Below are 25,222 nucleotides of genomic sequence, written 5' to 3'. Positions count from 1 at the left end.
TGTCGAAAAATATCCGCAGTTAGCAGATGTATTTTTAGATTTTGGAGTTCATTGTGTCGGATGTTACGTCTCTTCGTATGAAACCATTGAGCAGGGGATTCTCGGTCATGGATTTTCGGAAGAAGAACTCGATGAATTTTTGAAGGAAATCAATACTATTATCCGCGATCCAAGTTTCTCATTATCTTGATAAAAAGAGATTTTATGTGTACCCATCTTTCGACTCTGTTTATGAATAAAGTTTTTAAAATTTTCTTTTTCTCTTTTATGAAACGAATATTTTTGCCATTTTTGACGATACTTGTTTCTTTTAGTGTTGTGGCATCCGCCTCGGCAGACTTTTCAGATTCTCATGGTATATCGGCATCAAAAGCCATCAATTATCTTCAAGAATCAGGAGTTGTTGTCGGATACACGGATGGAACGTATAAGCCGGACCAACTCATTAATCGCGATGAATTTTTAAAAATTACGCTCAAAGCTGCTGATATTCTCGATGAAAAATGTACGAACAGCGAAAAGAAATTTTCGGATGTTAAGGGAAATGACTGGTCTGCTGCGGTTGTGTGCAGCGCCGTGAAACAAGGAATTATCGACGGATATCCGGATGGGAGTTTTCGTCCTCAAACTCCGATAAATTATGCAGAAGCTTCGAAAATTATTTCAAAAATTGAAAAGTTACAAGTTCCAGAAAATGCCGGAAAGGAATGGTTTTCTGGATATATATCAGTACTTCATCGCGAAAGAGTTGCTCCTCAAGGAATGAAAAATGGATGGGAGAATCTGAAAAGAAGCGGAATTGCAGAAATTATGTGGGGACTCAAAACCGGATTTGAAGTTGATAATCCAGCATTAGGAGATCTTCCGCAAATTGAATCTTGTGAAGATCTTTCCGCGCAAATCGAAAAATATCAAAAACGAGGAAGTTTTGGAAGTGGCGTCGGATATCTTGGTCCTCCAATACGAGTTCTCGATGAAGGAGTGCAGGGGCCTCCTGTTCAGACAAATTCGGCACCGGCACCTGCGGCAGATTTTTCTGAGAAGGCGAGTGAGGCTGGAGGAGCTGCTGATGCACTTAAAGCTGAATCGGGAAATGATTATTCGACCACGAATCTTCAAGAATTTGGAGTCGATGAGGCAGATATTATAAAAAATGATGGAACTCATATTTTCCTCGTGAAAGGGAATGCAGTTCGTATCATTCAGGCATATCCTCCGGAAAATATGAAAGAAGTTGCCTCTTTGAAACTGCAAGATACCGAAGGATTTTCTCCTCAAGAAATGTATCTTGATGCCAATATTCTCACCATTATTGGATATGGATATTCTGGAGATGTTGGCATTTTAGATCAGAATACGACTGACTCAAAAATGATGATCGCGCCAGATTTTTATCCGAGACAAAGTGTTGTCAAAATTATCTCTTTTGATGTTTCTGACAGGTCGAGTCCAAAGCAAATCCGTTCCGTTGATATAGAAGGTTCGTATCTCAGTTCTCGAAAAATTGAGGATGTCGTGTATGCAGTAGTCAATAAATATGAAAATTATTGGGGAAGACAGATTCCGGTTTTAGAGACTGTATCTGGATCAGCAGTTTCCGAATCCACATCAAATACATCAGAAACAACTCTTCCTTCATTTAAAGACAGCGCGTTCCCTGATGAGAAAGTCGTTTCCGGGTGTAAGGGAATTTATTATTTCCCGAACTTTGAAACACCAAATTATCTCATTCTTGCTGCGATAGATACGAAAGATACGTCTCACGAAGTCTCAAGATCAGTTATTTTAGGCTCAGGAGATCAAGTCTATGGTTCAGAGAAGAATCTCTATGTAACGCGTCAACAGTACAATGAAATTTATCTCGGTGGTATCATCGCTCCTCGTTGGTCAAATGCAGAAACTACAGAGATTTATGAATTTGGTCTTGATGGGAACAAGATTGATTTTCTCGCGAAGGGAACGTCTGAAGGTCGTGTGCTCAACCAGTTTTCTATGAGTGAATATAATGACTATTTCCGCATTGCGACTCAAAAAGGATCGAGTTGGGGAAATGAGAAATCTTCGAGCAGTGTCTTTATTTACGATAAAAATTTGAAACAAGTCGGAAAAATAGAAGATATTGCTCCCGGAGAAGATTTGAAATCTGTTCGATTCGTTCAGGATCGAGGATATTTGATCACCTTCAAGCATCTTGATCCGCTCTTTGTGATTGATATGAATCCATCTGATCCAAAAATCGTCGGAAAACTTAAAATTCCTGGATGGTCTGATTATCTCGAACCATACGATGAAAATCATCTTATCGGCTTCGGGCAAGAAGTAGATCCTGCTTCTGAGAAAAAAGAAGTGCTGACTCCCAGTGATCTTCTCGGAATGAAACTTTCACTGTTTGATGTTACTGATGTGAGTAATCCACTGGAAACGCAAAAAGTAGTTATTGGTTCGAGAGGAACCACAAGTGAGGTGCTTACAAATCACAAGGCGCTGCTCTTCGATAAAGAAAAAGGGATTCTTGGTTTTCCAATAACTGTGACCGAAGCGATTCCTGGAAAGATTTTAAGTGAATATGGCAGCACAAAAACCGTTTTTGTTGGAGCATATGTGTACAATATTGATTTGAAAAATGGCTTCACGCTGCGTGGAAAAGCATCGCATTATGATGATGACAGCTGGTTTGCAAAGGCAGGGGAATATTTCTACGGCGATCCAGACTATAACATTCAGCGCATTATCTACATTGCACAGAATTTCTACACTATTTCTCAGAATATTCTGAAAGCATACACATGGGAGAATCTTACGGAAGTGAAATCTCTTGTTCTCGATACAAAAAAGTGTGCTGAAATTTATATGGAGGCCGAATGTGCCGCATTTCCTCAGTGCCAAACAGTATGGCAAACGAGTTCCATTTGTCGTGACACCACGGCAGGAAAGGTATGCGATGAAGAGCGAAAAGATTTCTTAAGCTGTGAGGATCGGTGAAATGTATCATGAAAGCGACACGGCGCCGTGTCGCTTTCCGATGAATGACATTGGTGCTCCCTCAAAACACCTTTTGAATCACTTCCCCAATCGTTTTTCCAGAAATGATTTCCAATTTTGTTGTTTTCGTAGAGACGCGATTCATCGCGTCTCTCCCAACGACCGCTGATGCAAATCCCAATTTTTCTGCCTCATTTAATCGTTTTTCTAAATGAGAAATTGCACGAATTTCTCCAGAAAGTCCAAGTTCTCCAAGCGCGATCATTTTTGTTGGAATTGCTTTTTTGAGTTTTGAAGAGGCGAGTGCAAGCGCGAGAGGCAGATCGAGAGCTGGCTCCCGAACTTTAAATCCTCCAACAACATTCCCGAAAACGTCAGAAGTGTCGAGTTTAATATCCGCATGACGCTGGAGAATCGCGAGGATCAAATTTAAACGATTGAGATCAATTCCGGTGGCAGTTCGCTTTGGATATCCAAAATTCGTCGCGCTCGTCAGCGCTTGCACTTCGATGAGAAATGGACGAGTGCCTTCTATCGTCGGAAAAATAATCGATCCAACCGCATTCTCAAGTCTGCCAGAAAGAAGCGCCTCGCTCGGATTTGCGACTTCCATGAGCCCTTCTTCTCGCATTTCAAAAATTCCCACTTCAAAAACAGATCCAAAGCGATTTTTTGTTGATCGTAAAAGTCTGAACTGATGAAATTGATCACCCTCGAGATAGAGAACAGTATCGACGAGATGCGCAAGAACTTGTGGTCCTGCCATATCTCCGCTTTTTGTCACATGACCTATGAGCACCGTTGGAATTTTTGCCTGTTTAATAAAGTGCATAATTCGTTCTGTCACGGTTCGGATTTGTGAAATAGATCCGGGAGCGGATGGAACTTCACCGCTCGCAATGGTTTGCACCGAATCGAGGATCAAAAATTTTGGACTTTCAGCTTCTACCGTCGCGAGAATATTTTCTAAAAGAAATTCCGACAGGAGAAAAACATTTTCGGGAACATTCCCGAGTCTTTGTGCACGAGCCGAAATTTGCGGAACGGATTCTTCCGCAGAAATAATCATAATTTTTTCATTCGGATATTTTCTCGCAATTTGAAGCGCCCACTGAAGCGTCAAAGTCGATTTTCCAATTCCGGGATCACCAGTTAAAAGAACGAGAGAATCGGGCATCATTCCACCTCCGAGAACGCGATCGAGCTCATGAATTCCGCTAAAAATCCGTTCATTCCCAAAAAGTGTTCCCTTTTCAATTCTTTGAAGTGATTTTGCTCTTCCACTTATTGAAATTTTCCTTCCCGGAAGTGGAGTGGATTTCTGAACTTCCTGCAAAGTACTCCAACTTTCACAATTTGGGCATTTCCCTGCCCATTTTGGGGTTTCGTAGGCGCATTCGGTACAGCGGAAGAGGGTGAGGGATTTGGGCATGGAAATTTGAAAGAAGCAATGAATAACGTTTTTATTGTCTCTTTTTTTAAAAGAGCTTGCAAATTGAGAAGAAACTGATAAAATCCGACCTTACTTTCTTTTAAACTTTATTTATGAAAAATAGAAATATTGAAACTATTCCAGCAGATGCCTCTTCTAATAAAGAGACCGATGAAATGCAAAATGAATTTTCAGATTCTGGAATAACTCGGAGAAATTGGCTGTTAGGACTAGCAGCAACAACTGGAGCGTTGTTGACTGGAATAACACTAAGTAGTTGTGAGAAAGAGAAAGCGGCATGCGATAAATCTGTGACTCTTGAAGAAGGAAAACCGTTAGAAGGAGAAGTGAGTGCACCTGGTACGACTGATCCAATTAAAATTCGGGTTCGTATACCAGAGTCAAGAGTTGTTGAAGCGAGTGTTGAACCGATGGGAGAAAAAGGAGCTGTCTGTCTTGAAATAAACGCTAATTTTCCTAATCAAGAACCATATGCATATGGATTAAGTGACGAAACACCTAAAGATTTGAAAGGGAAAGGGAAAAAATTTAATATTTTCATTCAGAAGACTCCAGGCGGAATGTACACATTGGAATTGTGGATAAATAGAGGTTTCCATGAATCGGATCCCACAGGGGATACAGCATTTAATGCAAGGTATAGAATTACATTACTACCAATAGGGCAACAAGAATAAAAAAAATATTACCCTCAGCGGGATCCGCCTTTTTAGCCAGGTCCCTTATGTTTTCTGAAGAAAATATTACTCGAAATTCATTTCATCAGAGTAATTCAGCGACGTATATTTCCAGTTTTCAGGAAGTCCATGTTTCACAAAATTGTATATCGTATATTCCACATGATTTTCAAAATCTTCATCACCCCGAATTACGTGATCGTGGAATGATTTTTGCCATTGGAAATTGGGGAATGAATGATGATGTCCGTTTTTTTGGAGGAATGCGGTTTGGAATATGGAAATTTTTGTATCCATTTGAAGGCGACACGACGCCGTGTCGCTTTCCCGCATGTTATTATCACCATGAAGGCGCGACGGCGCCATCGCGCCTTCCGGTGGTTGATATTTTATGATTTTATTGATGTCCCTCGAAACATTTTCCTTGAAAAATTTCATCACCTTCGAAATATTCCATTTCTCATTCGGTTGAATCATCCAATGAAAATGCTCATAATTTAAACAAAATGCATACAAATCAAAACAAAATTTTAATTTGCAGAGTTTGAGTTCTTCAATCCACAATTCACAAAAAATTTCTTCTTGAAAATATGGAAATTTTTCGTATGTATTTGAGGTGATGAAATACACGTTTCTCTCTTCATAAAAACGTTTTTGGGAATTTCGATGCCGATGGAATGGATTTCGATGATGCACATCGGAATCATTCCATTTGAATGCGAAACATCAAAAAACCATGAAGGCGACACGGCGTCGTGTCGCCTTCCAGAAAACAAAAACATGAAATATTTTGTGTTGTCGACCTCCGTCAACACATTCGGGATGCATCGTTATTCTTCACCGAAATCATCCGCCCGCTATTCCTCCCAATTTTCTTCCCCTCCTTCTTCCTCTGAGGGAATTATTTCTAAGGTCACATTATTATCTTCATCGATATCCATTACTTCGAGTTCTCCTCCACATTCTTCACAATTAATTATTTCTCCGATTTGTACATCATCAGCGAGAGCGATGACAGTTCCGCATTCAGTACAGTTTGATTGAAATGTTGACATGGGAAGAGAAAAACAGGACAAAAAACCCGCAGGCAGAAAAGTGTTCCCATCATAGTAAGCTTCTGAAAAAAGTCAAACAGTTTTTTAGGCTGCGGAAAGCGTACGCATTCTCAAGAGAAAAATCATTTACTGGAGTTCTTTCCATCTTTTTTCATAGAGAAGAACGCTCGAAACAAATGTGGCGTGACTCCATGTGAGAGGTGCTACTGAAAGAGGTTTTCCGGTATATGGATGCACTTGCTCTGGAAGTATTCCCGATGTACTCGCCATTTTCATCGCCCAAAAAAGTGCTTCCAGTGTTTTCTCCAGGTCTTTTCTACTTTTTGCTCTCATCATCCGGTAATCAGCTTCCCAAAGCGTGGTGATGATCCATGGATTTCCCGGGACTTCATTCCAGCTCACATGCTCAAAGTCGAAATGGTACGCATCTCCCGTATATCGCGCAATTCCTCCAATTTCAGAATGAACTCGAAGATGATCTGAAATCGCCTGCATGGTATTGTCTACGCGTGGATCATCCACGGGGAGTACGCCCATTTTCCAGATAAATGATAAACTCGCATCAATAGTGGAGTCTTCCTCAGTGATTTTTCCATCTCGCACCATGACTCTTTTGTAAAATCTCTGATCCTTTTCTGAATACAAATATGTGCAAATTGCCTTTTTAATGCGTTCCGCATATTCATCAAATCTTTTTGCATCAGAGTAATGCCCTGTTTCTTCCGCAAGCTCTGTTGCAGCCTTGAGTCCTGCGTATGTGCAGGAAGTCGTGTAGGTGAACACAGCACGATGCTCTTCCCAGGGATCGTATGACGGAAGAGGAAGCCCCGTTTTTTCCTCCACGAATTTTGTCAAAAACTTCCCAATTTTGAGAACAATACCGTCATACAATTTTTGTACGACTTCAATATTTTCAAAATTTTCATGATATTTTTGGAGAGCAAGAAGGATAAGAGCGGATTCATCTTCCTGAATGGGAAGTTGAATTTCGCCATTTTTGATTTTTGCATGCCATGAAGAGCCAACAGATCCATCGGGGTTATATTTGTGAAGAACATATCCATCTTTAGTAATAAGTTTTTCGCAGAAAAAGAGAAAATCGCGGACAATGGCTTCATATCCGGTATCGCTGAGCGCCATTGCGACAAGAGAACCATCTCTTGGCCACATATAGGTGTACGTATCTTTGTTGAATTTTATGATATCAGAATCATTCGCAGCAACAATCGCACCCGCTTTATCGGTTTGTGTTCGAATAATGAGGAGACTTCTTTTAAAAAATCGAGTAATTTCAGGAGGAATTCCCTCAAATTTAAACTCTTTTTTCCCGACCCACTTTTTCCAAAAATCTCGAGTATGTTCAAAAATAATTTTTGGAGAAAGCTCCAAAATACGATCAAGTCCGGAGTATATTTCCTCATATTTTTTCCCGGCAATAATCCATTGGTATAATACTTTCTGTTCGCCTGGTGCGAATTTTTCGGAAAAACGGATGGCAGAATCTACTGATCCCTGTTCAATCGCGTTTCCCTCGAGAGTTCCGTCTTCGGCATCTCGGAATGTTCCTTCTTTCCCCATATATTCACTCTTCCCAACACTGTATTCATCGAGTCCGCTCCCGTGTTCCCATCTTCCACTGATGAGAAAATAGCGATGCTTTCGATAATGGAGAATAGCATTGAGTGCCGGTTCGTATTGAGCCGTGTCCTGCATTTTGTCGCCGTAGAGATGGAGATCATGTGCAAAAAACACTCGAATTTCTCTTTCTCTCTCGGAGTTATTCGTAATGTTCAACTTTCGAAAAAAGATATTGGATGTGGTATAGACGAAATCTTCAAAGAGTACAGAAATATGTAAATTTTTATTCACCGCTGTCGATTTTCCAACAAGAGAATCTTCCTCATAATCTATGTGAATTTCCCAGCTTCCATCATTCAGCCATGAAAACCGTCCGTCAATAAAAAATCCAACGCGATGAAAATGATTATATGTCGTGTGATCTTCCATTCCTACATAGGGATAGTAAAAATCCCTGAGTTGAAGATATTCATCAAAAGTAGCAAGCATGTGGCCGTTTCCAAGAACAAGAGAGCGAGGCAAGGGGAAAGTTAAAAGTACAAAACACAAAGTATAAAGAAAATTTTTCTATTTTGTATTTTGTACTTTTCGCTTTGCGCTTAGAGTAATTTCAACAAACTGTTCTTTCATCATTCGAAGCGTATTCATGAAATGGATATACGCTTCATACGGAGATTCAAATGCGGAAAAATATTTATGCACATCGCCATCATTCCAATATTTCGTAGACATGTAATAGAGGTGATCGGAGGTTTGCATTTTTCGAAAATCGTGCAAAAGTTTTTGGACTTCTTTTTTCCGAGATTTTTTGTGGGGATGAAAAAGTTTTTCACATTCAGAAAGTGCTTCGAGTGCGGATTTTTGAATATCATTTTCAAGCCATGCGGAAAGATTCCGTTCGGTATCTGCCCAAGAAAGATAGTGCGGGACATCATACGTTCCGCGGATAGGAAGATGTTTTATCGCTTCGGAAGGCGTGTGAAATCCGATGTTTCTTTTCAAAAGTTCTTCGGGAAGATGCCGAAAAATTTCAAATATTCCCGTATCTTCCCATTGATGTTCTCCAATAGTTTCATAGTCCATGAAGAGATTGATCGTTTCGCCATAAATTTGATCGATCCAAGTCGCAAATTTTGGTGCATTCAGCGGATATTCTGACCAATTTCGATCGCTAAACCGAAAAGCGAGATCATCCGAGAGTTTGTAATTTTTCAGAAGAAGCGGCAGCACTTTCTCCGATTTTTTCGAAAGAGAAAAAGTTTGTGCAATTTTCGTATCTTCTGGATGAATTGGAACTGGATATGCGCCGAGAATTTCATGAGGATTTTGTCCTCTGAGGAAATGATCCCATCCCTCGACAAGCATTCCCTTAAATCCCATTTGGCGGATAAATTCTCCGATTTCGTTATTGTAAATAAATTCCGTATTTCGAAAGACTTTTGGAGTGTATCCAAAAAGTTGTTTGATTTTCTTCATGTGAAGTTTGATTTGCTCTGCAAATTCTTCTTTGGAATAGAGAAACGAAAGCGAATGAAAATATGTTTCTGCAAAAAATTCCACCTGACCCGTTTCAGCTAATTTTCGAAACAAGTCGAGAATTTCTTTTCCGAGTTCTTGATATTCTTCACACTGTTCAAGGAAAACTCCAGAAATTGAGTATGACACTCGGAATTCTGGATATTTTTTCACAAGCTCCAAAAAAAGTTTCGTCGCAGGAATGTAACATTTTCTCGCTACTTTTTCGAAAATATCCCGATTGCGATACTTCTCCGGACCCGCAAAATGGTCAACTTCTCCTCGTTTTTTAAAAAATGAACATTCTGCCAGTCGATATGGCTGATGAACTTGAAAGTAAAGACAAACGCGTTTATTGGGAGAATTTTTCATGAAGAATCAAGACAATTACGAATTCCAAATTACGAATGGAAGAAAAAGATCAGGAGAAAGATTGAGGAGTTATAATTTAGAAATTAATTTAAAATTCAAAATTTAAAATTCAAAATTTTTTCCTCAAATGCATCTTTACATGACAAAAGAATGATACATCTGAATTATCTTTTTCACCTGCTCTTTCCAGGAAAGTCTTGCAACCTCCTGTCCAGATTTTTCGGAAAGCATTTTTGAAAGTGGAGAATATTCGAGAACTGCGAGAATATGGTTTGCCATTTTTTCTATGTCCCAAAAATCTGCGCAAAGAGAATGAGAAATTACCTCTTTTGCTCCAGATTGATGTGAAAGAATCACCGGAATCCCTCTCTGAGCCGCTTCCACGGCAGAAAGTCCGAACGGTTCTGAAACGGATGGCATCACATACACATCCGCTGAAGCAAAGGCATATTCTCGATCTTCCTCTCCAAGAAATCCGAGACAGAAGACATTCTCCTGTAGCCCTTTCTGGAGAATTTCATTGAGGATTTTTCCCATCATATCGCCAGTTCCGCCAATGATAAACTCTACATCTTTTCGATATGACAACACTTTTTCTGCAATTTTCACAAACCAATCCGGTCCTTTCTGGAGAGTAAGCCTACCGAGAAAGAGCACGGTTTTCTTTTCGCGATGGAGAATACGATCTCTTGAGGTTTGAATTTCTTCCCTGCCATTGTGAACAACTTCGATTTTTTCCCCGGGAATTCCGTAATGTGCCATGAGAATTCCTTTGGTGTAGTTGCTCACCGCAATGATTTTCTCAGCATCTTCGAGACTTTCTCGTTCCATGTCATAAATAGCTTGATTCGGATGATTTCCCGTTCGATCAAATTCTGTTGCATGAACATGTGCAATAAAAGGAATTCCGAGTCGTTTTTTGATTCTTCGAGCAGCATGAAATGTAATCCAATCGTGTGCATGGATGATATCAAAATGTTTGCCTTCAACAAATTTTTCCATTTCCTGAGCATATCTTTCGATCTCCGCAAAAAGGCTTGCTCCGTACATATGAAATCCAGAAGAAACTCCGGCATCTTCAAAAACGGTGGCGTATTCGTCCTCAGAAATATACGGGGACTTTATTGCGGTGGGAACGGAATACCACGTAAATGATTCAAGTTTTCCAGAAACAAGTTCAAAGGGAAGATTCCCGAGATCATTTTTTCGAACTTTATCAAAAACGAAGTAGGGGATTGCAAAAGTAACATTTATGCCATGAGATGCAATCGCTTCTGCGATCGATTTGGAAGCGACTCCAAGACCCCCTGAATAGAACGGAGGGAATTCCCAACCAAGCATTAAAATTCTCATGTGCAAACGGTTATTTGTATGAATATTTGTTTTTCTTTATTAACCATCGTTTTATTATATCAAAAAAATCGCTCAAAAACAACAAAATCCTCGCTTTTTCTCAGTGTTTTTTCGATTTTTTCGATGAGGAGAGTATACTAACGCCAGAATATTACTTTTTGGTGTATGAATACGGCATTTCTCGGGATTGACGTGGGAGGAACCAAAATATTTGGAGTACGATATACCTCTGAATGGAAAATAGATGCAAAAAAACAGCTTCCTACAGAGCCAGAAAATGGAAAAGATGCTGTTTTAGAGAAAACTACAGAGGTCATATCTTCTCTCATGACGCCTGAAGTAAAGGCGATTGGGATCGCATGGGCAGGTTTTGTGAATTTTGCAGAAGGGATTGTTGTGTACGCGCCAAATATTCGCGATTTTTATAATGTTCCTCTCACCAAGATCCTTCATGATGAGTTTCACGTTCCCGTAGTAATTGAAAATGACGGACGCCTTTTTGCCTTTGCAGAGGCTCGAAATGGATCTGGAAAGGGAATGGATCATATTCTTGGAATTACGTTTGGGACAGGAGTTGGAAGTGGAATTATCATTCATGGCGAAATGTATCGAGGATATAACGGATTTGCAGGAGAAATTGGACACACTCACTGGGGAAGTCAGAAAGAAAAAATTGAAAATCATTTTTCCGGATCGGGAATGAAAAGGCCATTTCGAGAAAGGAATGTGAGTGATATTCTTGAAGAGCATTTTGCAGAATGGGACAAAAAAGAAGGGATCGGATATGACGTCTATGAAGCTCTCCTCGAAGATCTTTCACTTTGGCTTCGCGGGCTTATTCTCACGTTCAATCCGCAAAGAATTATCTTGGGAGGAGGAATTGGAAGAGATATTCTCTCTCATTTTTCATTTATTCTTCAGGAAAAGGTAAAGAAATCACTTTCGGATTTCCCCGTTTCAATTACGGTTGATATTGTGTGTTCCGAAATGGAAAATAGCGGAGCTCTTGGTGCGGCGATATTCGCAAAGGAAATGGGCGAGAAATTTTAAATGTTAGGAAGGCGACACGGTGCCGTGTCGCCTTCCGTGAATCCATTTCTGCTATGAGCCAAAAAAAAACACTTCCAAAATCGTTTCTCGAAAAAATGAAAGATCTCATTCCAAAGCGAGAATTTTCTGATTTTGAAAATGCATGTCTTCGTCCACTTCGAAAAAGCATTCGCGTAAATACGCTCAAAATTTCAGTTCCTGATTTTCTGAAACGAGCCAAGAAAAAAAACTGGACTCTCGAATGTGTTCCTTGGTGCAAAGAAGGATTTTGGATTGATCGTCCGGAAGATGAGAAAAAATCGGTTCCACTTGGAAAAACTGGAGATCATGCGCTCGGGCTTTTTTATATCCAAGAAGCGAGTTCGATGCTGCCTCCAGAAGCACTTTTTTCTCATACTGACAACTTACAACTGACAACTGACAACTTTTTCGTTCTCGATATGGCAGCGGCTCCGGGATCAAAAACGACGCAAATTTCTGCAAAGATGGGAAATAGAAATCTCGTGATAGCAAATGAATTTTCGGCGAGTCGAATGAAGGCACTGTTTTCGAATCTGGAAAGATGCGGCGTTCAGAATTCTGCCCTTCTCCATTACGATGGAGAAAAATTTGGAGAGCTTCTTCCTGAGCGTTTTGATGCAATTTTGCTCGACGCGCCGTGTACGGGCGAAGGCACAATTCGAAAAGATTCGGATGCGCTCAAAAATTGGAACGAGCGAAAAATTGGCATTGCCAAAGGAGTTCAAAAAAAATTGATTCTTTCGGCATTTGAAGCACTGAAAGTTGGAGGAACGCTCGTGTATTCGACGTGCACGCTCAATCGCGAGGAAAATGAAGGAGTATGTTATTTTTTGAAAGAAAAATTTCCGGATGCGGTGGAATTTATTTCTCTGCAAAATTTGTTTCCTGAAGCAAAAAAATCCATTACAAAAGAAGGATTTTTGCGAATTTTGCCACATATCTTTGATACGGAAGGATTTTTTGTGACGAAAATTCGGAAAATAAAATCCGTAGGGACGACCCTTGTGGTCGCCCGAAATAAAAGGGCAGGTGCAAGACCCGCCCCTACAAAAATTGGAAATTTTCCGTTTCATCCAATATCGAATAAAAACTTTGATCTTGTACAAAAATATTATTCAAATAATTATGAGTGGAAAATTCCATTCGAAAAATCTCGACTTTACGAGAGGAATCGTGAAATATGGCTTTTCCCCAGTGGAATTCAAAACTTCATTGGAAAAATTCGATTTGATCGAATCGGAATAAAAATGTGTGAAATTCATGAAAAGGGGATTCGCTTAACGCATGAAATGGCGATGGTGTTTGGAGCAGAATTTTCTGGAAATGTCGTGGAATTGTCGGCTGAAGAAGCATCTGAATATTATGCAGGAAAAAATATTCTGGTAGAGACAAGGCATTGCCTTGTCTCTACGGAATCATCCGAAATTCTGCTTCGATTTGATGGATTTCCATTGGGACTTGGAAAAATTCAGAGTGGCAGAATCAAAAATTCTTTGCCAAGAGGAGTCGTGAGAGAAGGGATTCAGTTTTAGGACCGAGTCTTTATCCCGGATTTTCCGGCTGATTCTCAGTGAAAAATTGGTTGAGATCTATGGTTCTTAATTTTTCTAAAATGAGGAATTTTAGAAAGTTTGTTTCTCTCCACGAAATATTTCTATTCTCTTTTTCAAACTGCTTGAGCCGAATGGCGATGGTATTTTTCTGTTCTGCATTTGCAAGTGTTTTTGAATTCAAAACGTCAATGGCGACGAGGAATCCATCATTACTGGAGACATCATTTCCACTCTGGGGAACAGTGTACAAAGGGTCATAAAGAGCAATTTTTTGTTTTGTGGCGAGATGAAAATTGATTTTGTTCACAATATAATCGGTTGGGAGGCTATAAAATGCGGAGAAAAATAAAATGACGACTCCAAAAGATATATGAAAAAGCTGACGATACTTTTTTGTCAAAAATCCAGAAAAAATCAATATGCTTAAAAGGGTAAGAACTGGGAGAAAAGAATGGGAAAGGAGCCTTTTGAAGGTAAATCCATACCCACTTTCATACAGCGAAAGTCTTTGATGTGATGAGAGAATCAAAAAGAGAGTATTCAGAAAAAAGAAAAATATATTCCCAAAGAAAAATCTCAAAGCATGGGGACGTTTCCCTGCGAGATTTTCATTCCATACCCAAAATGATTTCATCGCAACAGAGACAAGCCCCAAATTGATTATGCTCACAAAAATGAGCTCCCAAAATCGCGAAACAGCGAGTTCAGAATACGAATCATATCCCTTCTTTTCGATAAGTTCAGAAATATTTCCAAAATCATATTTGAGTTCAGCAACAACAAATAATATCAAAAATACATTGAGAATAATGATGGTAATGCTCATAACGCCAATCCAAGTTTTGTGAAGGCTTGTTGTCATCGTAATTTCTCCTTTCGGCAGAACATTTGATGTTTTGTGAATGGCACTCTTCAGAAAATATATTTCCGTGAGAAAGTAAACAAAGGCAACAAGAATGAAAATTCCGCGGTGAATCCAAAGATCAGAAATAGTCACGAAAGAGAATATTTTTTCTATCCATAGGGAAAACTCTGCGTTGGCACTTTTTAAGAGCCTTACGACGACAGTAATAACGGGAATACCGAAGATGAGAAACAAAAATCCAATTTTTCTATATTCTCTGAATTTTTCTGAAAATTGAGAAAAATGCCCTTTTTCTTTATGGAAAACAAAAAGTTCGTTAAAAAATTCAAACACTCCTACAAATTTTCTTTCAACGTAGTGGAGTGCAAATGAAAAGTACTGAAAAATGGAGTTATTCCAAAAAGCATCCAAGAGAAGATGAATGTTGAGAATTGGCAGCAGAATAACGAGAAAGAAAATTGATGGAAAATGATTCTGAGTGTTTATTACAAAACTGCTGCTGAGAAATAAATAGGAGAGAATGAGAACAATGCTCACGAAATTTATTTGGAGTTTGTGAAATGTCTTCCACAGAATAAGGATGTTTCCAAGAAATATACAAAGGCTCCAAAGGAAAAAACTGAGTCCAATGTCTTTTGAAAAGGGAAGCACCAAAAACGATCCTGAAACTGCAATAACGAGAGAGAAAAGGCCTATGGAATGGAGCGCTTCTTTTTTATCATTCATTTTCGTGAGAAGAAATGCTTATGCATTTTCTCTATATTTACGGTGAGAGTCAATTTCTCATTCCTGCTTTTGGAATGTGCAGTTGCCAAACAAAATTTTCTTATGATGCGAGCTCTATTTTTCCGCCAAACTCATCATACATCTTCACTTCCGGTTCGAGTCGTACTCCAAATTTCTCTTCCACCTTTTTTGCCAGTTTTCGAGCCAGCTCCAAGACATCTTTTTGCGTCGCTTTTCCCGAATTTTGGAGAAAATTTGCATGGAGTTCTGGAACAAGCGCATCGCCAATTTTTTCTCCTTTCGCGCCAATTTGATCGAGCATCCATCCTGCTTTATTTTTGGGGAAAGGAAATTTTTCTGATTCTGGAAGATTTTTGAAAAATGAACCGCCAGAAAATCCCGCTGGTTGTTTTTCTTTTCGCATTTTGAGAATTTCATTACATTTTTTCTGAATTTCATCAGGATCTCCATCTGGAGCACTTTGCTCTGCGCTCCAAACAATATATTTTTTCTCTTTCATTTTATGAAGTTTGGAATTTCGGTATTCATATTCAAACCAATTTTTGTCGACAGTGAAGAAATCTCCTTTTTCAATATCAAAAATTTCAGCAGAAATAAGTGTGTCTTTCGCTTCCCAACTGGGAATGCCAGCATTTCCCGTAACCGCGCCACCCCAAGTTCCCGGGAGTGCCAAAAATCCAGAAAGATCTTTTCCATTCTTTTTTGCAAATCGCACCATTTCGGAAATGAGCACGCCAGCTTCTGCCAAGATATTTTCTCCGCGCATTTCCATCGCTTTATTTTTCATTTTGAGAACGATTCCGCGAAATCCTTTATCCGAAAAGAGAATATTCGAACCGCCGCCGAGGAAAAAGGTTTTCAATTTTTTTTCTTTAGCGAATGAAATTGCCTCCTTCAAGTCTTCTTTTGTGAAAATTTCGCAGAAATAATCAGCATTTCCACCGATGTGGAAGGTAGCATAAATTGTTAGTGGAATATTTTTTTGGATTTGCATTGAGATTATTAAGGTATTAGAGTGGAAGAAAGTTTCACCCACCCTATATGATTCCAAAAATTAATGTATATTTCCACTTTTCTTTCATAATTCTTCTTACACTCCTCCTTTTTTCTTTAGGAGGATGTGGTTCTAAAGAAGTACCAAATGGAAAAAATAACAAAGCAACGCCAGTTACAAAAGATGGAACTGTAACTTCTAATGCAAAAGCATCGCTTATAAGGGAAGGGAATGGAGATGAAATACCACCACGACTTGGAGGACGGGGAGAACAAGGAGGAGGAGGAAACGTAATCTCAAAGACAGATGGAGTCTGTGGAAGCGCGGCAAAAGTATACAAGAAGAGTGAAAATAACCTCACAAATGAGCTCTGCAAATCTGGAACACCTCTTCCTCAGAGAGTGAACATGCCAGGGATCGGAACCGTGGCCACTTGGGCATGTCAGGGCGCAAATGGGGGAAAAACCATGGATTGTAATGCGTGGAAAGCTTCTTCTGAAAATACAAATGAGCCTCTTTGCACCCTTAATGTATATCGTCAGGGAAATGAAGAAAAAGTCGATTGGAATACGGCAAATATGGCAATTCCAAGTAATCCTATTTCAATGAATGTTGACATTACTACAGGTTCAGCGAAGGGATGGGGGGCAGGAGGAGGAGGAAGTCCAGGATTTGCAAGTTCCATAGGAAAAGGTGTAAAGCTTGCGAATTTATTTGATTCGCAAACAGCAACATTTATGAAAGGAGAAGGGAAAAATATAGAGATCAGGATATATTCTCCAAATAATAGTGGAAGTAAGGCCATTTGTACCGCCACACTGGAGCGGTCGACAGGAAATGCTCTTCCAAATCCAACATGTGAGGTGAAGATATACAAGCAGGGAAATGATGAGTATGTTTCTTGGACAGCACAGGGAGTCGATGTTTCTCCAGTGAATGATCTCTATCTCATGATGGCGACAACTGATGGAAAAACGAGTTTATTTAATACGAGGACAACAGAAGGACATGAATCGTCGTACACGGGAAAGCTTCAAGATATCATCCGAGATAACACTTCTTGTATTGCCAAACCAGGAAATGTAAATCTTGATTTTGAGGCTTGTAAAAATGCTTTTTCAAAAAAGAAGCAAATTACTTTGTTTCGTTCAGATCAGAGATTAAGAAGTTGTGAAGCAACTTTTTAGAACTGGAAAGATAGAAAAATTTGCTTTCAGAAAAAGGTGGTACGTGGACGTATCACCTTTTTTTATATTCGAAGGTGCATAAAAAAACTTGCTCCTCTTTTTCTTTTCCCTTACAATCCTCTGGCTTTTAAAAGCATGGAGCCGTAGTTCAGTTGGTTAGAACGCCACACTGTCACTGTGGAGGTCACGGGTTCGAGCCCCGTCGGTTCCGCCACTCTCTTTACTTTCTTCTCCCAAAAACCTACTCTGTAGGAGCTTTTTGAGTGCATGAATGATATTTCCCTCTTGAGTTTTTCCATGAGTTTTCTCGGTCAATAACCCGCTGACCGATCTTTTCATATTTTTTACTTGTATGCCAAACGTATTCACTCAAAAAACTATTATCGAATGTTCACAAGAGGAAGTTTCATCGGTACTCAGGAATTTGAATGGGCATGTAGATGGGCTTTCTGATGGAGAATCTAAAAAGCGAATCCAAGAATTTGGACCAAATACTATCGTCGAAAAAAAAGAACTCAATGTCATTTTAGAATTTCTCTCTCATTTTACTGATCCCCTTGTTCTCATTCTCATAGTTGCTGCTGGGTTTTCGGTTCTTCTTGGAGAAAAATCCGATGCGATCATTATTTCCGGGATCATCCTTTTTGGAGTGATTCTGGATTTTTCTCAGGAATATTCTGCAGACCAAGCGCTAAAAAAACTTACAGAATCTGTAAAAACCACCGCAACAGTAATTCGAAACGGAGTTCATAAAGAGGTCAAGATCGCCGAGATTGCTGTTGGAGATATCGTTTTCCTGAGTTCCGGGGATATGATTCCGGCGGATGCACGTATTATTGAATCCAAAGATTTCTTCGTGAATCAATCGGTTATCACCGGAGAGTCATTTCCTTGCGAAAAAACTCCCGAAAAAATCGAAGCAAAAAGCACATCACTTGATACGCTCCATAATATCGTTTTTTCCGGGACAAATGTCGTGAGTGGTTCAGCAAAAGCCATTGTTCTTCACACTGGAGCAAATACCGAATTCGGAAAAATTGCAGTGAAACTTGCCCGTGCGCCTGAAAAAAGCGAGTTTGAAATCGGAATAAATCATTTTGGAATTTTTATTCTCAAACTTACATTTATTCTCGTTATTTTCATTTTTTTCTTCAATTCTATTGTAAAACACGACTATTTTCAGTCGTTCATGTTTGCAATTGCCATCGCGGTGGGAGTAACTCCTGAGCTCCTTCCGATGATTATGTCGATCACAATGACCGCAGGGTCGAGAAAAATGGCAAAAAAAGGCGTTATCGTTAAAAAACTTTCTGCTATCCCTAATTTTGGAAGTATGAATATTTTGTGTACCGATAAAACCGGAACACTTACTGAAAATAAAATTCATCTCGTGAAATACACAAATTTTCTCGGAGAAGATGATGAATCGGTCTTCCTTTTCGCTTACGTCAACAGTTCTTTCCAAACGGGAATTAAAAACCCCATGGATGAAGCGGTTATCAGTTTTAAAAAAACAAAGATTTCTCACTATACCAAAATAGATGAAATTCCTTATGATTTTTTTCGAAAACGAATGAGCGTTATTGTTCGCGATGGAAATGATCAGTCTTTAATTACCAAAGGCGCCCCTGAAGAAATGTTCAAAATTTGCACTTGGTGCCTTCACCATTCCAAAAGCGTTGAATTTTCTGGAAAAATTCGAGATGACGCCATGAAGGTGTATCACGCCTTTAGTGCCGACGGATATCGTGTTCTTGCTCTTGCTCGGAAAAAAGTAGAGGGGGATCGCATTTTCACGAAGAATGATGAAACGGAAATGGAACTCATGGGATATATTGCTTTTCTTGATCCTCCCAAAAAAGATATAAAAAGTGTCATCAATGAACTCAGTGATCTTGGGGTAGAGGTAAAAATTATTACCGGAGACAATGAGCTCGTGACTCAGAAAATTTGTAGTGAAGTAGGACTTGAGGTGAAAGGAGTTCTCCTCGGAAGTAATATCAGTGAGTACACCGACAGTGCACTCCTCGTGAAGGCACAAAATACCACCATTTTTGCGAGATTCTCTCCGGCCGATAAGAGCAGGATTATTCGTCTTCTTAAGGGCGGGAACAACATTGTCGGATACATGGGCGACGGAATTAATGATGCTCCGTCACTCAAAAGCGCTGACGTGGGAATATCGGTCGATACTGCAGTGGACGTTGCTAAGGAATCCGCTGATCTCGTTCTCACGAAGAAAAGTTTACATAATTTAAGAGACGGTATTATTGAAGGAAGAAAAACATTTGGAAACACGATGAAGTACGTCATGATGGCTCTCAGCTCGAATTTTGGAAATATGTTCAGTGCCGCAGTGGCGATCATATTTCTTCCGTTTCTTCCAATGCTTCCAATACAGATTCTCCTCAATAATCTCATCTATGATTTTTCACAAATTACCATCCCGATCGATAATGTCGATTCTGAATGGATTCAGAAGCCGAGGAGGTGGAATCTCGCCTTCATCAAGAAATTTATGTACGTATTTGGACCAATCAGTTCGATGTTTGATCTTATTACCTTTGGAGTTTTATTTTTCGCACTGAATGCTTCCGCCTCGGTTTTTCAAACGGGATGGTTTATGGAATCACTCGCAACTCAAACATTGGTGATTCATATTATTCGTACAAAAGGAATTCCATTTTTGCAAAGTACGGCGAATGTTTGGGTAATAGTGAGCAGTCTCGTGTGTCTCGCGATTGGTTGGATACTTCCCTATACATCGGTCGGAGCATATTTCCGTTTTGAGCCGCTCTCCCTCCGGATTCTTGGATCACTTGTTCTCATCGTGATCACGTACCTTCTCGTTGTTCAAGTGGCAAAGGGAATGTTTTATCGGAAATATGATTTTTAGGAGAAATCAGTATTACTTCGCTACTTCTATCGCTCTTGTTTCCCGAAACACCGTAACTTTGATCTCTCCAGGAAATTGCACGTCAGCTTCGAGTTTTCTCGCGACGTTCCAAGAAAGTTTTTTGGCTTCTAAATCACTCATTTCTTCCGGATCTACAAAGATTCGGAACTCTCTTCCCGCTTGGATTGCATAGCATTTATTCACTCCTTTGAATGATCCAGCCACGGCTTCAATATCCTTCATGCGCTGTACAAATTTTTCAGCGGTTTCTCTTCTCGCTCCTGGCCTTGATGCAGAAATGGCATCCGCTACGAGAATAATTGCTTTTTCTATTGTGTCAATCGGGAAATCTTCGTGATGAGCTTCTGCAGTGGCGATAATCTTTTCATCGACTCCATATTTTCTGCCAATTTCTCCAGTGAGCACTGCGTGTTTTCCTCCAATTTCTTGGCTTACCGTCTTTCCGAGGTCATGGAGAAGCCCTGCTGCTTTACAGAGCTCAGCATCTGCTCCTAAGAGATTTGCAAGAGATTCTGCCAAAAATGCAACTTCAATAGAATGCTTCAAAACGTTTTGTCCGTATGACGTTCGGAATCGGAGTCTTCCGAGAATTTTGATAATTTCTGGAGGAATTCCCGATACCCCAGTTTCATATATTGCTTGATCTCCAAACTCCTGTACCATTTTATCCACTTCATTCGTAGCCTTTTCTATCATTTCTTCGGCCCGTGCCGGGTTAATTCGTCCATCTTCAACGAGTTTTTCCAAAGTTCTTTTGGCAATATATCTTCGCATGAGATCAAAGCCAGAAATAATAACAGTATTTGGAGTGTCATCGATGATGAAATCGCACCCAGTAAGCCTCTCAAGAGCCTGAATATTTCGCCCTTCCTTTCCGATAATACGACCCTTGTAATCATCACTCGGGAGTGATACAGGCGTAACGGTTGCTTCATTTGTAACATCAGAAGCAAGCCTCTGAATGCTCTGGATAATTGCTTCACGGGATTTCCCTTCAACTTCGTCTTTTATTCGATCCTCTGCTCGTTTCATGCGATTTATGAGATCCTCTGCGGCGGTCTTTTCAATTTTTTCAAACATCATTTCTTTTGCCGCTTCCTTTGTTAAACTCGCAATTTTCTCGAGCTCCTTCTGCTCATTTTCTAAAATTTCATTCAGCTTCACTTCTCGCTCTTTCAGAGAAGCTTCACGAGAAATATACATTTCTTTTTGACGTTCCACCTCTTTCACTTTTTCTGTAAGAACTTCCTCTTTTTGTTCGAGTCGCAAGGTTTGTTTTTCAATCTCTTGCGTTTTCTCGTGAGCTTCGTCTTTTGCCTTTGTGAGAATTTCATGCGCCTTTTGTTCTGCTTTTCGTTCCTGCTCATTCGATTTTTTTTCCATTTCGTATATTTTTTGTTCTGTCACACGAATTTTGCGTTCGTTTTCGGCTTCAACTTTCAATGCCTTAGATTTGATATCTTGATTCTTAAAGAAATACCCCGCTCCTCCTCCCAGGAGAAGAGCTCCAATGATGTAGAAGTAAATAACGGTTCCCATATCTGAAAAGGTAAAATAAAAAAAGAGGAAGTGTACTCTTCCAAAAGACTTTTTCTGCTGGTTTTCTCTTTCCGAGAAGTCGGTCATTCGGAATCCGAATCCCTACTTTCCTTTTTTTCCTGATGGGCACATCGCCCGAATATCCTCTCTCATGGCAAAAATCCATGTATTCAGCTTCTGCGAGGTCCTTTCATTTTGTTTGTGGGAATGCACGAGTTTCAAGAGAAGAGATGAAGAGGAAAGGGAAAACAATAAAACTCAAATAATTTTTCAGAAATCTCAAAAGTCCTTTGAAGATGAAGAAAAGTAAATTTTTTCGAAAATAACTGTTGGAAAAAAAAATTGTTCATCACCATCGTACCATACCATGAAAAGACGTCAATAAAACGGTAAATCTGGCTTCAGAACAGCGTTTTGATAGATTTATAGATTTTGGGATTAGTGTAAAAGGAGATAATAGAGAATGAGAAATGAAAAATTTGGGAGGAAGAATCGAAAAGGAAACAAGAATTTATGATACACACGTTTCCAGGTGCTTGCACTTACCACTTGCAACTTGTAACCTGCAACATGCAACTGGTACAATTCCTCTGATTTTTCCACTACGAAATGCTGAAGTTTTTGAATAAAATACTCGGAGATCCAAATGAAAAAGAAGTGAAGAGACTTTTCCCGCTTGTTGAGAGGATTCAAAAAGAGGAAGAAAAACTCAAAAATCTTTCTGAGGATGAATTCAAGTCAAAAACCGAAGAGTTTAAGACGCGTCTTCAAAAAGGCGAAACGATCGACGATCTTCTCGTGGAGGCTTTTGCTGTTGTGAAAAATGCGTGCAAAAGGCTTCAAGGACAAAAATTTTCTCTGGGCAGCGGAGAAATTACATGGGAAATGGTTCCATATGATGTACAACTTATTGGAGGAATTGTGCTCCACCAAGGAAAGATTTCAGAGATGAAAACGGGAGAAGGAAAAACTCTGGTAGCGGTTCTTCCGGTATATTTGAACGCACTTCTCGGAAAAGGTGTTCATGTCGTCACGGTAAATGACTATCTTGCCAAAAGAGATGCCGCATGGATGGGAATCCTCTATTCTTATCTTGGGCTTTCTGTCGGGACCATTGTGCACGGAATATCTCGAGAAGAACGAAAGGCTGCATACGCTGCAGATATAACATACGGAACCAATAATGAATTTGGATTCGATTATTTGAGAGACAACATGGCGACGAGAAATGAAGATATTGTTCAGAGACTCGAGCTTCATTATGCCATTGTGGACGAAGTCGATTCTATTCTCATCGATGAGGCCCGCACTCCACTCATCATTTCCTCTCCTGCCGAAGAAAGTACGGAAAAATATAGGCAGTATGCTTTTCTCGTTCATCAGCTTCAGGAAAATGAACATTACAGTATTGATGAGAAAATGAAAACAGCTGTTCTTACGGAAGAAGGAGTTCAAAAAATGGAAGAGCTTCTCGGCGTTGCGAATATTTACACTGAAAAAGGATTTGTCGAGGTGCACCACATCGAACAATCCCTGAGAGCTCACACGGTCTATAAACGTGATGTTGACTATGTGGTGAATGAGGGAGAAGTCGTGATTGTCGACGAATTTACCGGACGACTTATGCCGGGGAGAAGATATTCCGAAGGTCTTCATCAGGCCATAGAAGCGAAGGAAAATGTTGAGGTAAAGCGTGAATCAAAAACTCTTGCAACCATTACCTTTCAGAATTATTTCAGGCTTTATAAAAAATTGGCAGGAATGACGGGAACGGCGTACACCGAAGCCGAAGAATTTTCTCGGATTTATAAACTCGAAGTCGTGGTAATTCCGACAAATATGCCAGTAGTTCGAAAAGATCTTCCCGACATGATTTATAAAAATGAACACGGAAAATTTATGGCAATTACCGAAAAAGTGAAGGAGAAGTACAAAAATGGGCAACCCGTGCTTATCGGTACTATTTCGATTGAAAAGTCAGAAATTCTCTCCAAAATGCTCGAACAGGAAAAAATTCCCCATACCGTTCTTAATGCAAAACATCATGAAAAGGAATCCATGATCGTGGCGAAAGCTGGACAAAAGGGGAGTGTGACTATTGCGACGAACATGGCGGGACGAGGAACTGATATTAAGCTGGGAGAAGGAGTATCTGAACTCGGAGGACTTACTATTCTTGGATCGGAGCGGCATGAAGCGAGGCGAATAGACAACCAATTAAGAGGACGTTCCGGTCGTCAGGGAGATCCGGGAGAGAGTCAGTTTTTTATTTCTTTGGGAGATTCCCTCATGAGACTTTTTGGGAGTGAAAAACTCCAAAAAGTGATGGAATGGGCAAATATTCCAGACGATATGCCGATTGAAAATAAGTTTGTGTCGAACGCCATTGAAAGTGCGCAAAAAAAGGTGGAAGGTCACCATTTTGATATTCGAAAACACGTCGTAGAATATGATGATGTCATGAGTAAACATCGAGAAATTATTTACTCACGTCGCAGAAAAGTGCTCTTTAATGAAGATTTACGAGGAGAAATTCTCGAAATGATTCGAGAAGAGGTGAATATCCTCGTCGAAAACCACACCTCAGGCAGATCACACGAGGAATGGAGTTTGAAGGAAATTGTGGAATCAGTTCATGCTCTGTATCACCGGGAAGAAAGGCACGTGCGTCTCGAGGATATTGAAAAGTTTATTCTTGCTGATGAACTCAAGGCATTTCTCTATGAGTTTCTTCTTTCCGTCTATTCTGAGAGGGAAAAAAGTCTCCCAAATGCTGAAATTATGAGAGATGTAGAGCGATCGATATATTTAAGATCCATTGATACGCTTTGGATGGAGCACATTGATGCGATGAGTTATCTGAGACAGAATGTGGCCCTTCGTGGCTATGGTCAGCGTGATCCGCTTATGGAATATAAAGCAGAAGCGTTTCGAATGTTTCAGGAACTCCTTGCGAAAATACGTTCAGGAACAGTCATAACACTCTTTAAGATCAATATTGAGGTTCGTGACAAGCCTGTAATAGCTCCAGAAACTCCAAAAATTGAGGATTTAGAGACCAATGAAGATCAAATTGAAGGAAATATTACCGGAACACCTTCAGGATCAAAGACGATCAAGGCTGGGGGAACTATTCGGAATGTGGAATCGGTAGGACGGAACGATCCCTGTCCGTGCGGAAGTGGGAAGAAGTATAAAAAGTGTCATGGACAGTGATCAATTATGAATGGCTTTGTTGCACAAATAAATTGTACGGGAATAGGAGTATGTCTAAGATGAGGAGGAACAATAACCTCTTTCAAAATGAAAAAGAAATCCTCACTTAGACAGAGATATCGTATCGCAAATTGGAAAGAGTACAATA

Annotated in this window: 17 protein-coding genes and 1 tRNA gene; 9 read left to right on the top strand and 9 right to left on the bottom strand. The window is 39.8% G+C overall.

Features of this window, described 5'->3' with window-relative positions; all coding sequences use genetic code 11:
* Together HZA38_01615 and HZA38_01610 are read left to right on the top strand one after the other, a co-directional pair.
* The coding region (locus HZA38_01615; GenBank protein ID MBI5414191.1) for a DUF1858 domain-containing protein at nucleotides 1-190 on the top strand (190 nt) is incomplete at its 5' end.
* A 77-nt stretch (nucleotides 191-267) separates the two neighbouring features.
* Nucleotides 268-2,982 (top strand): beta-propeller domain-containing protein, encoded by a 2,715-nt coding sequence (locus HZA38_01610; GenBank protein MBI5414190.1) that lies wholly within the window; start codon nucleotides 268-270, stop codon nucleotides 2,980-2,982.
* 61 nt (nucleotides 2,983-3,043) lie between these two features.
* On the opposite strand, the gene radA is transcribed toward HZA38_01610, so the two are convergent.
* Entirely contained in the window at nucleotides 3,044-4,414 is a 1,371-nt protein-coding gene (gene radA / locus HZA38_01605) for a DNA repair protein RadA (protein MBI5414189.1), read from the bottom strand.
* A gap of 113 nt (nucleotides 4,415-4,527) precedes the next feature.
* On the opposite strand from radA, the gene HZA38_01600 reads away from it, so the two are divergent.
* A complete protein-coding gene (locus HZA38_01600) occupies nucleotides 4,528-5,112 on the top strand; it encodes a hypothetical protein (GenBank protein MBI5414188.1) in 585 nt (194 codons plus the stop codon).
* Nucleotides 5,113-5,178: 66 nt separating this feature from the next.
* Here HZA38_01600 and HZA38_01595 read toward each other — a convergent pair whose 3' ends face one another.
* The 5 genes from HZA38_01595 to HZA38_01575 all read right to left on the bottom strand — a co-directional run bounded on the left by HZA38_01595 (nucleotide 5,179) and on the right by HZA38_01575 (nucleotide 10,985).
* A complete protein-coding gene (locus HZA38_01595) occupies nucleotides 5,179-5,808 on the bottom strand; it encodes a transposase (GenBank protein ID MBI5414187.1) in 630 nt (209 codons plus the stop codon).
* A 161-nt stretch (nucleotides 5,809-5,969) separates the two neighbouring features.
* Nucleotides 5,970-6,167 carry a lysine biosynthesis protein LysW gene (locus tag HZA38_01590; protein MBI5414186.1) on the bottom strand — a complete coding sequence of 66 codons (198 nt, stop codon included), beginning with the start codon at nucleotides 6,165-6,167 and terminating at the stop codon, nucleotides 5,970-5,972.
* Nucleotides 6,168-6,293: 126 nt separating this feature from the next.
* A complete protein-coding gene (locus HZA38_01585; protein MBI5414185.1) occupies nucleotides 6,294-8,267 on the bottom strand; it encodes a glycoside hydrolase family 15 protein in 1,974 nt (657 codons plus the stop codon).
* A gap of 45 nt (nucleotides 8,268-8,312) precedes the next feature.
* Nucleotides 8,313-9,632 carry a polysaccharide deacetylase family protein gene (locus HZA38_01580; protein ID MBI5414184.1) on the bottom strand — a complete coding sequence of 440 codons (1,320 nt, stop codon included), beginning with the start codon at nucleotides 9,630-9,632 and terminating at the stop codon, nucleotides 8,313-8,315.
* 135 nt (nucleotides 9,633-9,767) lie between these two features.
* Entirely contained in the window at nucleotides 9,768-10,985 is a 1,218-nt protein-coding gene (locus HZA38_01575) for a glycosyltransferase family 4 protein (GenBank protein ID MBI5414183.1), read from the bottom strand.
* A 165-nt stretch (nucleotides 10,986-11,150) separates the two neighbouring features.
* Here HZA38_01575 and HZA38_01570 point away from each other — a divergent pair, with 165 nt between their 5' ends.
* On the top strand, nucleotides 11,151-12,035 hold the full coding sequence (locus HZA38_01570) for an ROK family protein (protein ID MBI5414182.1): 885 nt from the start codon (nucleotides 11,151-11,153) through the stop codon (nucleotides 12,033-12,035).
* A gap of 53 nt (nucleotides 12,036-12,088) precedes the next feature.
* Nucleotides 12,089-13,588, top strand: a complete 1,500-nt coding sequence (rsmF, locus tag HZA38_01565; GenBank protein ID MBI5414181.1) for a 16S rRNA (cytosine(1407)-C(5))-methyltransferase RsmF — start codon at nucleotides 12,089-12,091, stop codon at nucleotides 13,586-13,588.
* A gap of 10 nt (nucleotides 13,589-13,598) precedes the next feature.
* On the opposite strand, the gene HZA38_01560 is transcribed toward rsmF, so the two are convergent.
* Together HZA38_01560 and murB are read right to left on the bottom strand one after the other, a co-directional pair.
* On the bottom strand, nucleotides 13,599-15,200 hold the full coding sequence (locus tag HZA38_01560) for a DUF4173 domain-containing protein (protein ID MBI5414180.1): 1,602 nt from the start codon (nucleotides 15,198-15,200) through the stop codon (nucleotides 13,599-13,601).
* 100 nt (nucleotides 15,201-15,300) lie between these two features.
* Nucleotides 15,301-16,215 (bottom strand): UDP-N-acetylmuramate dehydrogenase, encoded by a 915-nt coding sequence (gene murB / locus HZA38_01555; protein MBI5414179.1) that lies wholly within the window; start codon nucleotides 16,213-16,215, stop codon nucleotides 15,301-15,303.
* A gap of 47 nt (nucleotides 16,216-16,262) precedes the next feature.
* Here murB and HZA38_01550 point away from each other — a divergent pair, with 47 nt between their 5' ends.
* From HZA38_01550 to mgtA, 3 genes are all read left to right on the top strand, one after another.
* Nucleotides 16,263-17,402 carry a hypothetical protein gene (locus tag HZA38_01550; GenBank protein ID MBI5414178.1) on the top strand — a complete coding sequence of 380 codons (1,140 nt, stop codon included), beginning with the start codon at nucleotides 16,263-16,265 and terminating at the stop codon, nucleotides 17,400-17,402.
* Between the two features lie 137 nt (nucleotides 17,403-17,539).
* Nucleotides 17,540-17,616 (top strand) — tRNA-Asp (locus tag HZA38_01545).
* A 138-nt stretch (nucleotides 17,617-17,754) separates the two neighbouring features.
* Nucleotides 17,755-20,298: a magnesium-translocating P-type ATPase gene (mgtA, locus tag HZA38_01540; protein MBI5414177.1), complete on the top strand. Its 2,544-nt coding sequence runs from the start codon at nucleotides 17,755-17,757 to the stop codon at nucleotides 20,296-20,298.
* A gap of 12 nt (nucleotides 20,299-20,310) precedes the next feature.
* On the opposite strand, the gene rny is transcribed toward mgtA, so the two are convergent.
* Complete coding sequence (gene rny, locus HZA38_01535; protein MBI5414176.1) at nucleotides 20,311-21,858, bottom strand: ribonuclease Y; 1,548 nt, start codon at nucleotides 21,856-21,858, stop codon at nucleotides 20,311-20,313.
* Between the two features lie 609 nt (nucleotides 21,859-22,467).
* Between rny and secA the strand changes: the two genes are divergently transcribed.
* On the top strand, nucleotides 22,468-25,074 hold the full coding sequence (gene secA, locus HZA38_01530; GenBank protein ID MBI5414175.1) for a preprotein translocase subunit SecA: 2,607 nt from the start codon (nucleotides 22,468-22,470) through the stop codon (nucleotides 25,072-25,074).
* Nucleotides 25,075-25,222 lie beyond the last annotated feature (148 nt).

This window comes from Candidatus Peregrinibacteria bacterium (assembly GCA_016220175.1).
In the GTDB taxonomy this organism is placed as follows: Bacteria; Patescibacteriota; Gracilibacteria; order CAIRYL01; family CAIRYL01; genus JACRHZ01.
This window is presented reverse-complemented; position numbering and strand designations above follow the sequence as displayed.

Coding starts and splice junctions, on each gene's coding strand:
- HZA38_01610 (MBI5414190.1), top strand. CDS start 268: ATGAAACGAATATTTTTGCCATTTTTGACGATACTTGTTTCTTTTAGT.
- radA (MBI5414189.1), bottom strand. CDS start 4,414: ATGCCCAAATCCCTCACCCTCTTCCGCTGTACCGAATGCGCCTACGAA.
- HZA38_01600 (MBI5414188.1), top strand. CDS start 4,528: ATGAAAAATAGAAATATTGAAACTATTCCAGCAGATGCCTCTTCTAAT.
- HZA38_01590 (MBI5414186.1), bottom strand. CDS start 6,167: ATGTCAACATTTCAATCAAACTGTACTGAATGCGGAACTGTCATCGCT.
- HZA38_01580 (MBI5414184.1), bottom strand. CDS start 9,632: ATGAAAAATTCTCCCAATAAACGCGTTTGTCTTTACTTTCAAGTTCAT.
- HZA38_01575 (MBI5414183.1), bottom strand. CDS start 10,985: ATGAGAATTTTAATGCTTGGTTGGGAATTCCCTCCGTTCTATTCAGGG.
- HZA38_01570 (MBI5414182.1), top strand. CDS start 11,151: ATGAATACGGCATTTCTCGGGATTGACGTGGGAGGAACCAAAATATTT.
- rsmF (MBI5414181.1), top strand. CDS start 12,089: ATGAGCCAAAAAAAAACACTTCCAAAATCGTTTCTCGAAAAAATGAAA.
- HZA38_01560 (MBI5414180.1), bottom strand. CDS start 15,200: ATGAATGATAAAAAAGAAGCGCTCCATTCCATAGGCCTTTTCTCTCTC.
- murB (MBI5414179.1), bottom strand. CDS start 16,215: ATGCAAATCCAAAAAAATATTCCACTAACAATTTATGCTACCTTCCAC.
- HZA38_01550 (MBI5414178.1), top strand. CDS start 16,263: ATGATTCCAAAAATTAATGTATATTTCCACTTTTCTTTCATAATTCTT.
- mgtA (MBI5414177.1), top strand. CDS start 17,755: ATGCCAAACGTATTCACTCAAAAAACTATTATCGAATGTTCACAAGAG.
- rny (MBI5414176.1), bottom strand. CDS start 21,858: ATGGGAACCGTTATTTACTTCTACATCATTGGAGCTCTTCTCCTGGGA.
- secA (MBI5414175.1), top strand. CDS start 22,468: ATGCTGAAGTTTTTGAATAAAATACTCGGAGATCCAAATGAAAAAGAA.